Origin of the sequence: Methylopila musalis, assembly GCF_042679725.1 — a bacterium.
Classification (GTDB): domain Bacteria; phylum Pseudomonadota; class Alphaproteobacteria; order Rhizobiales; family Methylopilaceae; genus Methylopila; species Methylopila musalis.
In genome coordinates this window covers 43,754-56,991 of sequence record NZ_JBHTMX010000006.1, presented here as the reverse complement: position 1 = coordinate 56,991, position 13,238 = coordinate 43,754, and the positions used below count along the sequence as shown (strand labels likewise).

The 13,238-nt window shown below is 67.8% G+C and carries 8 protein-coding genes; 1 reads left to right on the top strand and 7 read right to left on the bottom strand.

Annotated features, from left to right (window positions below):
* The 6 genes from ACFQ4O_RS02315 to ACFQ4O_RS02290 all read right to left on the bottom strand — a co-directional run.
* A partial coding sequence (locus tag ACFQ4O_RS02315; protein ID WP_378774026.1) for an alpha-hydroxy acid oxidase occupies positions 1-849 on the bottom strand: 849 nt, incomplete at its 3' end.
* A gap of 25 nt (positions 850-874) precedes the next feature.
* Positions 875-1,555: a Fe2+-dependent dioxygenase gene (locus tag ACFQ4O_RS02310; protein ID WP_378774024.1), complete on the bottom strand. Its 681-nt coding sequence runs from the start codon at positions 1,553-1,555 to the stop codon at positions 875-877.
* Between the two features lie 82 nt (positions 1,556-1,637).
* Positions 1,638-3,962 carry a TonB-dependent receptor gene (locus ACFQ4O_RS02305; protein ID WP_378774023.1) on the bottom strand — a complete coding sequence of 775 codons (2,325 nt, stop codon included), beginning with the start codon at positions 3,960-3,962 and terminating at the stop codon, positions 1,638-1,640.
* Between the two features lie 643 nt (positions 3,963-4,605).
* Complete coding sequence (locus ACFQ4O_RS02300) at positions 4,606-5,547, bottom strand: glycosyltransferase family 2 protein (protein ID WP_378774022.1); 942 nt, start codon at positions 5,545-5,547, stop codon at positions 4,606-4,608.
* A 262-nt stretch (positions 5,548-5,809) separates the two neighbouring features.
* On the bottom strand, positions 5,810-7,063 hold the full coding sequence (locus ACFQ4O_RS02295; protein ID WP_378774020.1) for a RhtX/FptX family siderophore transporter: 1,254 nt from the start codon (positions 7,061-7,063) through the stop codon (positions 5,810-5,812).
* Between the two features lie 113 nt (positions 7,064-7,176).
* Complete coding sequence (locus ACFQ4O_RS02290; RefSeq protein ID WP_378774019.1) at positions 7,177-9,402, bottom strand: TonB-dependent receptor; 2,226 nt, start codon at positions 9,400-9,402, stop codon at positions 7,177-7,179.
* Positions 9,403-9,585: 183 nt separating this feature from the next.
* Between ACFQ4O_RS02290 and ACFQ4O_RS02285 the strand changes: the two genes are divergently transcribed.
* A complete protein-coding gene (locus ACFQ4O_RS02285) occupies positions 9,586-10,554 on the top strand; it encodes a helix-turn-helix transcriptional regulator (protein ID WP_378774018.1) in 969 nt (322 codons plus the stop codon).
* A gap of 151 nt (positions 10,555-10,705) precedes the next feature.
* Here the strand turns inward: ACFQ4O_RS02285 and ACFQ4O_RS02280 are convergent, their stop codons facing one another.
* Positions 10,706-12,943 (bottom strand): TonB-dependent receptor family protein, encoded by a 2,238-nt coding sequence (locus tag ACFQ4O_RS02280; RefSeq protein WP_378774017.1) that lies wholly within the window; start codon positions 12,941-12,943, stop codon positions 10,706-10,708.
* Positions 12,944-13,238: the final 295 nt, after the last annotated feature.

Here is a 13,238-nt window from a genome sequence, read left to right as displayed (position 1 = left end):
CGCCCGGCCGGCGACCCGCTCCGCGAGCCGCGCCAGCGCGTCGAGGCTGGCGGGCGCGGTGTCGAGCGCGCGGCCGCCATGGTTCGACACCACGAGGCCGTCGACGCCGTGATCGAGCGCCGTCATCGCGTCGTCCGGATGCAGCACGCCCTTCAGGATCAGCGGCAGGCGGGTCTGCGACCGGAGCCAGGCGAGGTCGGCCCAGCGCGGCGCGCCGTCCAGAAGGCCCTTGAACACCGGGCTTTCGCCCGGCCCCGCGCGGGAGTCGGCGAGCGACGCCCCGCGCAGATGCGGAACCTCCACCTGCTCGGCGCGGAAGCCGGCGCGCTGCTCGTCGTTGCGCACGCCGTTCACCGCCGCGTCCGCCGTCAGCACGATGGCGCGGACGCCGCAGGCCTCCGCCCGGCGCAGCAGGCCGAGCGTCCAGTCCCGATCGCCCTGCATGTAGAGCTGGAGCCACAGCGGGGCTTGCGCCACGTCGGCGACCTCCTCCATGGCGAAGCTCGAAAGCACGCTCAGCGTCATCCCGGCCCCGACCGCTCCGGCGCCGAGCGCGGTGGCGCGTTCGCCGTCCGGATGCGCGAGCGTCTGGCGCGCCACCGGCGCGAGCAGGATGGGGAAGGGCAGCGCGGCCCCGAACAGGGTCGTCTCCGTGTTCGCGCCGGTCATGTCGGCGAGCACGCGGCCCGCCAGCGCCAGCCGGTCGAACGCCTCCCGGTTCCAGCGCCGGGTGATCCCGTCCGCGCCGGCGCCCGCCACATAGGCCCAGACGTCGGCGGGCAGGCGCGCGCGGGCGTGCCGCTCGTAGTCGGCGAGCGAGACCGCGTCGGGCGGCGGCGCGCCGGTCACGTCCGTCCGGCCGGCGCGGGGCGCGTCAGACCTCGCACCAGGACCGCAGCAGGTTGTGGTAATGCGCCATGAGGCCGACCACGGCGATGTCGTCGTCCGGCAGCCGCTCGCGCACGCTCATGATCGACAGGTCCAGATCGTAGAGCATGGCGCGCCGCCCATCCTCCTTCACCATGGATTGCGTCCAGAACACCGAGGCCCAGCGGCTGCCGCGGGTGACGGGCGTCACCGAATGCAGGCTGGTGGCCGGATAGACGATCAGATGGCCGGCGGGCAGTTTGACCAGATGCTCGCCATAGGTGTCGAGGATCTTCAGCTCGCCGCCGTCATAGTCCTCGGGCGGCGTCAGGAACAGCGTGGAGGACACATCCGTGCGCACCCGCGCCCCGCCGGTCGCGGTGCGGATGGCCCCGTCCACATGGGCGCCGAAGGTCATGCCCACGTCGTAGCGGTTGAACATGGGCGTGGTGAGATGCAGCGGCAGCGCGGCGGTGGTGAAGCGCGCGTTGCGGGCGAGCGCCTGCAGCACGATCTGCGCCAGCCGCTGCGTGACCGGCGAATCCGCCGGCGCCTGCAGGTTGTTCTTCACGGCCGCGGCCTGGCCGCCGGCGGTCGCCTTGCCGTCCATCCACTCGCCGGTCTCCAGCTCGTGGCGGAGGTAGGCGACCTCCTGCGGGGTAAGGACGTCGGGTATGGCGACCAGCATGGCGTGTCAGCTCTCCCACGGAACGCCCGAGGCGTGAGGGGGCGTTTCCCCCCTCACGCTCCTCGTGCGTCGACCGTCGCCGTCAGAACGCGAAGCTGGAGCTTACGCGGAACACGCGGGGCGCGCCCAGCGTCGCGCGCGATCCGTTCCAGTTGGTGGTGACGGCGTATTTCTCGCCGAACACGTTGTCCACGTTGAACCGGACGTCGATGTTTTCGGTCGCCTTGTAGCCCAGCATGGCGTTGGCGATGAAGTAGCTCGGCAGCTTGCCGTAGCGGCCGTTCGGGATCAGCCGGAGCGCGTCGTCCGGCCGTCCGAGATAGGACGAGCCCGAATACTGCACGCCGGCGCCGACCGTGAACTTCTCCGTCACGTCGTAGGTGCTCCACAGCGTGGCCGAGAAGTTCGGCGTGAAGGCCAGCCGGTCGCCGTCGGTGCGGGTGTAGTCGGCGTAGTCGCCCGCGTTGGCGTTCTTGCGCACGCGGTCGAGATAGGCGCTGTGCTTGCGCTCGCTGCGCAGCAGCGTGGCGCCGCCGAACACGCTCCAGGCGTCGGTGACCTTGCCCGCCACGCCGATCTCGACGCCCTGCACGATCTGCTTGCCATAACCCTTTAGCTCGACCGTGCCGCCGACGACGTCAGCGCCGGTGATCGGCGCGTTGTGCTTCTCGGTGTGGAACGCGGCCGCGGTGGTCGAGAGCGCGCCGCCGAAGAAGTCCCACTTGGCGCCGATCTCGTAATTGTAGCCGCGCACGGTCTTGGCGCCCGGCACGAAGCCCGGGAAGCCGTTGGCGCCGGTGCGGGAGATGTCCGGGTTCGACAGGAACGAGCCGGGCGGAAGAGCGGTCGTGCCGAACGAAGCGTAGAGGCTGCCCTCCTGCACCGGCTTGTAGACCACGCCCACCTTGCCGTTCAGCGTGGTCTTGTTCTCGTCGTAGTTGGACCCGGCCGCGGGGTTGATCAGGTTGATGTCGTCCAGATCGAGCTTGTAGCGCTCGGCGCGCACGCCGCCCGTGATCTGCCACTGCTCGTTCAGGTCGACAGTGTCGTAGAGATAGGCCGCGACCGTGGTGATCTTCACGTCGCTCGCGGCGTTCGGGGTAAACGGAGCCGCGCCGAACCGATCCGGATCCGGGTTTCCGACCGGGATCGCCGGACGGTCGATGCTGGCGAACCGATCCGCCTTTGAGGTCTCGCGGGTCACCTCCACGCCCGTGGACACCGTGTGCCGGACCCCGCCGGTGTCGAACTTCGCCTGCAGGTTGGTCTGGTTCGACAGCGACTCGTTCACGCGGTCGTAGAACTGCGTCTGACCCGTCACGGTGCGGTCGAGGGGCACATAGGCGAGGACGTGCGTGTAGCGGGACGTGCGGTCCACGCGCGCCCAGCGGGTCTGGTTGCTGACGGTGATCCCGTCGGTCAGGTCGTGCTCGATGCGCGCGAGCGCGCTGTCGGCCTGCGAGTCGTCGAAGTCCGACGACAGGCCGTAGAACCTGTCGCGCCGGGCGCGGGCGTTGGACTGATGGGCGTCGAGCCCCTTGATGGTGGCGCCGGGCACGCCCCAGTCGGGAATGTCGTTCCGCTGCTGGTGCTCGTAGGACAGGGTCGCGCGCGTCGGCGTGCCGAGCCCGAAGCTGATCGAGGGCGCGATGCCGAAGGAGCGGTTCTCGGCCACGTCGCGGCCCATCACGCCGCCATGCTCGCCGACCGCGTTCAGCCGGATCGCCACCGTGTCCGAGATCGCGCGGTTGACGTCGATGGTCGCCCGCTTCAGCGGGTTTGTGCCGTACTGGTCGAAGCTCAGGCTGGCTTCGCCGCGGGCGAAGGTGTCGAGCGTCGGCGCCTTGGTCACGATGTTGACGTAGCCGCCGAGGCCGCCGCGGCCGTTGTCGGCGGCGGGGCCCTTAAACACCTCGACCCGGTCGATGTTGAACGTGTCGCGGGCGTAGCTGCCGGAATCGCGCGCGCCGTCCACATAGACGCTGCCGCTGGTGTCGAAGCCGCGCAGCGTGAAGTTGTTGGTGGAGGTGCCGAAGCCGTTCTCGCCGGCGTCGAAGCTGATGCCCGGCGTGTTGCGCAGCACGTCCGTCAGGGTGCGGGAGCCGCGCTCCTCGATGATCTCGCGCGGCACCACCGACAGCGTCTGCGGCGTGTCGAGCGCGGAGGCGGTCGCCTTGTCCGAGGACAGCTCCTTGACCTGGTAGAGGTTGGAGCCGGCGCCCTGCACGCGGATCTCGTCCAGCGGCGTGACGCCCACCGCCGCCTCCTGCGCCGCCGCGGTCCCGGTCAGCGCGGCGGACAGCGCGATCATCGGCAGCAGGCCAAGCGTCGTGCGCAGTCCGTCGGACGATTGAACCGGAAGCGGGCCGCGCCGCGGCTGGTCGTCAGAGTCGAACGTCGTCGTCATGGGCAGGTTCTCCCCCGAGAAGTCACGAGATCCCGCAGAGATGATCGACGGATCATTCATCCGAAAGCACCTACGGGAAGCAGTTGCGACTTATGACGGAAGGTGCGTCCTAGTACCGAAAACTCTGTGTGATTTGTTTAGAACGACTCGCGACAGCGCGAGCGCCCTGGGCGGCCGGAGCTTTTTTTCGGCAGGACGACGCGCCCGGCGACGAGCGGGAAACTGCGGGCCCGTGCGCGACAGCCGCGTATCTTTTGTCAGATATGGCGACCCCAGCTGGATTCGAACCAGCGACCATCAGCTTAGAAGGCTGGTGCTCTATCCGGCTGAGCTACGGGGCTTCCGGGGCGCTCAGTGCGTCGAGGGTTCGATCTGGCCGGCGCGGACGTTGTCCGAATAGGCCATCACCCGCCGCGCGACCGACTTGGGCTCCTGCGCCTGACAGGCGAGGCCGGCGCGTTTGGCCCAACCGACATTCCGGCGGCCGCATATCCCGGATGGCTCGCCTCCCTGCCGCCTGTGGGCGTGGGCGCACGCCCGTTTTCGATCCAAGGCGCTCCTCCTAAACAAGCGCCCCGCCAATGGTTCAGCTTGCGGAACGCACAGATGGAAGGCACGCCCGATGATCGGGCGGCCCTTCGCCTCAATCCAGATCCAGCATGCGCCGCAGGCGCGCGACCAGCCCCGCGTCGTCTTTCTCGTCCTGATCAGGCAAGCCAAGCGTTTTGTTTATGTAGGATATCTCTTTCCTAAGCTCACCCGCCGTCTTGACGAAATAGTCGACATATTCGTCGTTGACGTTATATGTCTTCCACTTCTGCCGCGCCTCGCCCGTAGGCGTGCTCTTTCCCTGTTGAGACGGCTTCCCCGTTCCACGGGCGATCTTCTCGACAAATTCTTCTTCGGATTTCGTGCCGAAATGAGCAAGCGCCGCAGGCTTGTGCACGACGTTCGCGCTCTTGCTTTTGGCTTCCTTGCCGTCGGACCGGACCGCGGTGACGAACTCCGTGCCGTCAGCGTTGACGTAGCGTCCTTTGGAATAGGCGATGTGAACCGCGGGGCGCAGGAACAGTCGCCGGCGCACCAAGGATTTCACCCATTTGTTGGCCTCGCTCTGGGAGAACGCCGCCTGCGTAAACCGCTCCGTCACAGGAGCGTCGCCAGATTTGCTCTGCCCGCCGGATCCAAAGGCCCGCCAGTTGAGCAGGACGACGCCCACATCGTCCTCGAACTGCGACACATAAGAATCGAAGTTCAGGCCGTCTTCGAGGTGAAGGAACTCGTCGATGTCGCAGAACAGGATCCACTCGGCGCTGGTCTGCTCGAAGCCCTTTCGATAGGCCACGACCTGAGGAGCGACCGCGCCGCAATCGGCGTCCTGGATCGGGACGTGGCGAAGAAACCCCGCCCCATCAAGTTCTGCGAGCAATTCGGACGTTCCGTCCGTGCTTTCATTATCGAATATGATGATTTCCGCCGCGCCCAGGCGCCGGTAATGCGCCACCCACTCGACGATGTATTTCATTTCGTTCCGGGCGATCGCTACAATCGCGACTTTGGACCCACGAGCGGCAACACCCGTCATAGCTCGACCACCTTAGCGCAATCAAATGACGCAGACCGTATAGGGTAAAAGACCGGATTGGCACAATCGAAATACGGCCTGCGGCGCCCCCCTCAACCCGCAGGACCGACGACGCCTCAACCGTCGTATGGGCATCGAGACGCAAGCGCCTCCCTTCTCCCGTCCGTGTGGTCCGTCCGGAGCGCCCTGCTTGCGGCCCCGGTTACGTTCGCACCATGGCCTTTAGGGCTCGAACATCCATGCCTGGCATGCAGAAAGTCGTTCATCGGGCCGCCTTCGGCCCCTCCATCCGCCCGAGCAGCCGCCAGGACACGGCGACGCCGAGGACGGAGATCGCGGTCGCGAGCGCGAACAGCCTGGCGTAGCCGAAGGTGTCCGCCAGCAGGCCGGCGACGGACGAGCCGACGAGGTAGATGACGAGTTCGGCGCAGACCAGGATCGTAAAGTCGGTGCCGGGCTGGTCGTCGGAGGCCGCGGCCATGAACAGCGAGTAGATCGCGACCAGCTCCATGTAGCGGATGAAGGTCTGCAGCGCGGAGGCCGTCATGGCGGGCGCAAATCCCGGCAGCACGTCGAAGGCGCTCAGCGTGAAGACGAGGAAGCAGAGCGTGCGCAGGGCCCCGAGCAGGCCGAGCGTCGCGGTCAGGCCCGCCTTCCGGATCAGCGCGGCCGCCATGATGGCGCCGAGCAGCCCGGCAGTGGCGGCGGAGCCGCCCGAGAGATAGCCGATCCACGACATCGGCAGGCCGCGGTCGATGAGATAGGGCGCCTCCATGCCGCGCACGAGACCCTCGCTCGCCCGGTAGGTCAGCGCGAAGGCGAGCACCAGCCAGGCGTTGGGGCGCCGGAAGAAGCCCCGCAGGCTGGCGCGGGGGCCGCCTGCGTCCGCCCCCCGAGCGCTCTCCGTCATCCAGACCGTCGCCGCGAGCGGCAGCAGAGACAGCGCGGCGACCGTCAGGATGGTGGCCCGCCAGCCGACCGCATGGAACAGCACCAGCGCCAGCGTGCCGCCGATGATGACCCCGAGCGCGATCGCGCCCGCCTGGATCGCGTTGCCGACGGCGCGTGACCTCGCCGTCAGGCTGCGCACCGCGTAGCCGTCCGTGGCGATGTCCTGCAGCGACGACAGCACGGTGACGCAGAAGCCGATCGCGAACAGGGCGGCCGCGTCGGTGGGCTCGAACAGCGCCATGGAGGCGATGCCGAGGCTGACGAGCACCTGCGTGGGCGCCACCCAGCCCCGGCGGTGGCCGAGCCGCGGCGCCGGCGACCACCGATCCACCAGCGGAGCGACGGCGAACTTCAGGATCAGCGGCAGCATCAGGAAGGAGAACAGGCCGATCACGGTGAGCGAGGCGCCCGCCTCGCGCATGATCGGCGGCAGCGCCACCAGCAGCAGATAGGTCGGCACGCCCTGCGCGAGATAGAGCCCGCCGAGGACGGCGTAGAGGCGGACGGCGCCGGTTCGGTCCTGCGCGCCGCGGGCGGCGCCGGCGAAGGGGTCGGAATGCGGCACGGGCGGTCCTGCGGTGGGGCTGCGGGCGTGAGAGACAAGACGCCGGCCGCGGGGGCGGACCCCGCGGCCGGCGCGATCGGAGGAGAGGACTTCAGGCGATCCCGTTGCGCCGCTCAGAACGTCTTGGTGACGGAGGCGGCGAAGGTTCGGCCGCGGCCCCGATAGTCGAAGATCGCCTCGTCCGCGAGCGCGCCGTAGAGCGCCTTGGCGCGCTGGCCCCAGATCGTGGTGTAGTTCTTGTCGAACAGGTTGTGGACGCCGAAGTTCAGCGTCACGTCGGCGGCCGCGAACGTGTAGGCGCCGGTCAGATCGAACAGCGTGTAGCCCTGGATCTTGTATCCGGCGGAGTCGCTCAGATCGAAGACGTGCTGGCCGTCGAGGCGGAGGCTCAGCCCGTGCCCCTGCCATCCGATGTGGCCGCCGAGCTTCGACACGCTGGCGCTGCCCACCGTGTCGTTGCGCCAGCGTCCGCCGTCGCGGATCTCGGTGTCGAGCCATTGGCCGACGGCGCCGACCTCGAAGCCGTTGCCGAGCTGGGCGCCGGCCTTGGCCTCCACGCCGTAGACGCGCCGCTTCTGCTTCTCCACGTCGATCGCGAGCGTCGTGCGGTTGAGCGCGATGGAGCGGTCGGACAGCGAGTAGTAGGCGGAGGTCTCGAGATTGTAGACGCCGTCGTTGTACCGATAGCCCAGCTCGAACGAGTTCGTCTTGATCGCGTCCAGCGCGGAGCCGCTGACGCTGGCGCCGTTCAGGAGCGTGTAATGGCCGCCCGAGAGCTGATACGATCCGACGCCGTAATACTTGGCGGGATCGGGCAGCTCGAAGCCCTGGCTGAAGTTGGCGTAGACCTGCTGCGCGTTCGTCAGGCGGTAGGTCGCGCCGGCGTTGAACAGCAGGGCGTCGTAGTTGGTCGATCCGCCCGAGATGGCGTCCGCCGACGTGGCCGATCCCTGCAGGATCGCGACCTGCTGCGCGAGGCCGACGAAGCTGCCGACCTTCGTCTTCACATACTGATAGCGCGCGCCGCCGGTGAGGGTCAGCTTGTCGGTGGCGTCGTAGGACACGTCCGCGAAACCGGCGATCGTTTCCACGTCGATCTTCGGATAGAGCCCCGTGATCCCGCTCGTCTCGAAGGTCAGGCCCCCGGTCTGGGCCGCCGTCAGCAGGTCGAAAATATGCAGCCGGGACCCGAGCTGGTCCTTGTCGCCATCGACGCCGTAGGTGATCCGCAGCTTGTCGATCGGCTGCGCGACCAGCGCGGTCTTGAACCCGTAGTAATCCGTGTTCTGCTCGCTGCCGCCGAAGTAGCTGCCATAGGGGAAGGGGTGAAAGTTCACCTCCTCCCGCCTGTAAAAGCCCTGCACCAGTAGCTCCTGGCCGAACACGTCGGAATCCGTGTAGCTGGCGTTGACCATCGACCGCTGGGTCTGCGGATCGAAGTCGGACTTGTAGCCCTTGCGGGTCTCGAACAGGCTCGGGTCGCGAAGGGCGGCGAAGTTCGGTCCGTAGTACAGGCCGTAGTTCGAGTCCTGCGCGCTTCGGAAATGCTGCGCGCCGATCTCGAGCCGGCGGCCCGGATCGATCTGGAGACCGAACGAGCCCATCACGTCGACGCGGCCGTTGAACGCGGTGGAGGTCTGGGTGATGTCCGGCACGAGGATCGTGCCGCTCCCGTCGTAGAACGCGCCGGACCGGGCGCCGGCCACCGAGAGCCGGGCGTCCCAGCGCTCGCTGTTGTAGGTCACCGCGCCGGCGGCGTTGCGGTCGACGTCGTCCTTGCGGTTGAACCCGGTCTCGAGCCCGGCCGTGACCTCGCCGTGGACGCCCGGCGCCGCGTCCTTACCCTTCTTGGTGATGATGTTGATGATGCCGCCGGTGGCGTTGCCGCCGTAGAGCGCGGTCGCGCCCGAAAGCACCTCGACGCGGGCGATGTTGAACGGGTCGATCGAGTCGAACTGCCGGCTGAGGCCGCGGGCGGAGTTGAGCGAGACGCCGTCGATCAGAACGAGGGCCGTGCGGCCCCGCAGGTTCTGGCCGTAGGAGGTGCGGGCGCCCGAACTCACCGCGTCGAAGCTCGGAATCTCCTGGCCGAGGATCTGCTGCAGCGTCTGGCCGGTGCGGGCCTTGGCCTGGATCCTGTCGCCGTCGAGGACATAGATCGTGCGCGCCGTCTCGGAGATGCGCTGGGGCGAGCGGCCGGCGGTCACGGTGATGTCGTCGAGCTGGACGACGGCCTCCGGCTCCCCGGCCGCGTCCTGGGCGCGGGCGTTCCCCGCGCAGGCCACCGCCGCGACGCACAGCGCGAGCCGGGAGGCCTGCGCGCGAAAATTGACGATCATGACTGTCCCCAAATCAAACCAACGCATCCGACAGGCGCCCGTCCTTCGGATTTCGCCCGCCGTTACTAGATGAGAGCGCTTCTAAACGAGTAAGGTCTGCTTACTTTTACAGGGCGACGGTGCTAAGCGCTTGGAGAATAGCGAACTGACCGCGGACAATTGCGAACCGCCCGGGGCTGAAGTTTGGAACAATTCGAAACGACAGGCGCGCGAACCTTCGGCGACACCGACCTCTCCGGCCATCAGGGCGAGCGGATTTGCGGCGCGATCCTCCAGGACATGTTCGGCGCCGGGACGCGGGTGCTGCCCGACGGGCCCAGGCCGGGCGTCCGGGGCCTGTTCTGGAGCGATCAGGCGCTGTCGCTGGCGACGTTCTATTTTCCGCAAGGCGCCGTACAGCTGGCGACATGCGGCGCCACGGACGCGAGCGTCGTCATCCTGCGCGCCATGAACGGGCCGGCGATCGTGCGCCAGACGCGGCGGACCGTGGCGGCGGAGACGGCGGACTACCTGTTCGTCTCAACGCGCGAGCCGCTCGAGATCCAGCTGCCCGAGGGCGGACGGCTCGATTGCGCCTGCCTGCCCGCGCATGCGCCCGGCGTCGCGACCGCGCCGATCGCCGACCTGCTGATGCGGACGCTGCCGCACGACTTTCTGCCGCTGCAGCTGCTGACGAGCTACGCCGGCTATCTGCTGCGGCGCGCGCCGCGCGACCCGCGGGAGGCCAGCCTGATGGTGGCGCACTTCTACGCGCTGCTTCCGCTCGTGGCGGACGTCTCCGGCGAGAGCCCTGCGGACGCGCCGGGGCGCGCCAACGCCGTCAAGGCGCGGATCGAGCGCGGCCTGACGGACGCCGCGCTGTCGCTCGCCGACATCGCCGCGGACGAGGGCGTGACCTGCCGCACCGTCCAGAAGCTGTTCAGCCGGGAGGGCACCACGTTCTCGCGCTATGTGCTGGAGCGGCGGCTGGAGCGCGCCAAGGCCGAGATCATGCTCAGCCCCATAGGCGTTCCGATCAACCGGATCGCCTATGACGTCGGGTTCAACGACCTGTCCTATTTCAACCGGACGTTCCGCAAACGCTACGGCCTGAGCCCGTCCGATCTCCGCCGGACCGCCACGCCCTCGCGCCAGGCGTTCCGCGCCGGCTGACCCCGTTCGCCCGAACGCGGCCGAAGCGAGCCCGCGCGGCGGGCGGACGCCGCCCACCCACGACGTCCCCAGTAGCCGCGCGGCCTTCGGGCCTTTCGGGCCCGGAACCCGCCTTCCGGCGCATTCCGGGCCCGTGAAGCTGAGCCTTGCGTCAGTGGAACTTGAGCGTGAGGCCGCCCATCACGGTGCGTCCGACGCCCGGCTTGGCGCCGTCGCTGCGATCCGAGACGTAAAACTCGTTCGTCAGGTTCTGCCCCGACACCCAGGCCGTGAGCTCTTTCGTGACCTTGTAGCTGGCGCGGGCGGACAGCAGCCACACGCCCTTGACCTTGCCCTCCTCCACGTCGAGCGGGTTCATCGGCAGGTTGAGCGCGTCGGTGTAGAAGGAGCCCCGATAGGTCCAGCTCAGGCTGGCGTCGAGGCCGCTGTCGTGCTCCACGCCGAGCGTCAGATTGGCCGTGTGCTTCATGGACTCGGGCACTTCGTTGCCGGCGACGTTGACGCCGCCGTCCGCCGTTCCCCGCACGATCTTGCTGTTGACGAACGTGTAGACGCCTTCGCCGTAGACGTTCCACGGGCTGTTGGTGAAGGCGCGGCTGTCGAGGCGCGCGGACAGTTCGACGCCGTCGAAGCGCGCCTTGTCGAGCGAGCTGAACACCCGGTCGCCGAGGTTGGACTGGAAGGCCTCGCCGAACTGGTAGTTCCGGATGTCGCTGTGGAAATAGGCGCCGTCGAAGGTGAGGCCGCGAACGGCCTTGGTGCGGACGCCGATCTGCAAGTTGTCGCCGATCTCCTTCTTCGGCGCGATGTAGCCGGTGTCCGTGTCGAGCACGTCGCGCACGATGTGGGGCGACAGGCCGCGGTGATAGCCGCCGTACAGCGTCGTCGTCGGCGCGACCTCCCAGGCGAAGGAGAGCATCGGCAGCGCCTGGACGTAGGTGGAGTGTCCGTCGTTGCCGGGCTCGTCGAAGTCCCGGAAGCTGATCTTGTAACGCTCCAGCCGCACGCCGGGCACGACCGAGAACGTGGGCGTGATCTGGATGGCCGTCTGGGCGAAGCCGGCGAAGGACTGGGCGGTCAGCTTCTGCTTGCCGTCGAGCGATCCGCGGTTGCCGAAGTCCAGGCGCTCGTTGGTCGATCCGAGACGGTTTTTATTATCAAAGAAATGCTCTTCGTAGCGCAGGCCCGCCTGCACCGTGTGCGTGACGCCGCCGAAGAGCGGCAGATCGGCGAACTCGATGCGCGAATCCGCGCCGTAGTTCCGGTAGAGGCGGTCGCGCCCCTCCATCACGAAATCAGACGGCGGATTGTCCGAGTCGTCGCTGACATAGAAGCGGGCGCGGTCGTGATGGTTGCCATAAATCCGCGTGGACAGCGTCGTCTTGCTGTCGATGTGGAGATTGTGCGCGACCTGGGCGCGGAAATAGTCGGCGTTGTAGGTGTTCCACTCGTAGCAGCGGCCGCAGGAGACGGGGAAATGGCCGGCTTCCGCAGCGCGCTTCTTGTCGTGCCGGTACTTCTTGAAGTCCGCAAGCGTGCCGGAGAAGTTGTCTTCGTCGTAACGGTCGCGCTGGCGGAAGTATCCGCCCGAGACAGTCAGGTCCTGATTGTCGCCGCGGATGCCGAGCGCGCCGTAGAAGTCGTCGTAGCCCAGTCGCTCGGCGTCCCATGAGCCGCCGGCGTTGAGGCCGGAATAGGACAGAACCACGCCCACATTGTCGAACGTCTGGCGCGTGTGCGCATGGCGCGTGTTGTTGACGCGCTGGTCGGCGCCTTCCGTGCTGCCGACGCCCGCGCTGAACACGGTCTCCTTCGGGCCGAAGGGCGAGAGATTGCGGAAATTGACGACGCCGTGATTGTTCAGCGGCCCGTAGTTCACGAGCGGGCCTTTGAGAACGTCGATGCTCTCGAGGCGGTCCATCGGCGGCGTGTAGTGCGTGCCCGCGTCGAGATAGGTCGAGAAGTTGATCGGAACGCCGTCCTCCATCACGAGGACCTTGCGCGAACGACGGAACGGCGAACCGCGCAGGCTGATGCCGGAATGCCGGCCGTAGCCGTCGTCCGAGACGGTGGCGGCGCCGGGAACGTTCCGCAGCGCGTCATGGGTCGTGAGCGGGCGCTGGTTCGCCAGATCCTGAGACGACACCCGGCTCGCCGAGCCCGCGAACGTCTGGAGATCGGCCGGCAGCAGCTGGCGCGCGTCGATCGGGCCGACGGCTCCCTTCTCGGCCGTCGCTCCCGCGGTGCGGGCCTGCGCCGGGCCGCCGCTGACGTCGATCTGCTCAAGCTGTATAGCGCCGCTCTCCTGGGCGCGAAGCGCCGCGGGCGCCAGCAAAGCCGCCACGCCGGTGGCCGCGAACAGCGCCACACGGTGGTGTTTCTTCTTCATTGAGCTCCCCCTCCCGAAAGGGAACACTTCCCCTTTCGGGAGGGAAACACTTCCCACGGAAGTAAATCCAGCCCCGCCCCGATCACGAATTTATTATGGCCGAAATTTGTCAGCATGACGGATGTGCTGATATTACTTATTATTATGCAATGCATGCGACCTGTGTGGCGGCGGCGCGCGGGTTTTGAGCGAACGCGGATTCGACCTGATCGCCGCCGGAGAGAACGGCCCGCCGCCCTACATCGCAGCCGGCTCCGCGGCGACAAAGCTTGGCGGATCGACCCGATCACCCAAG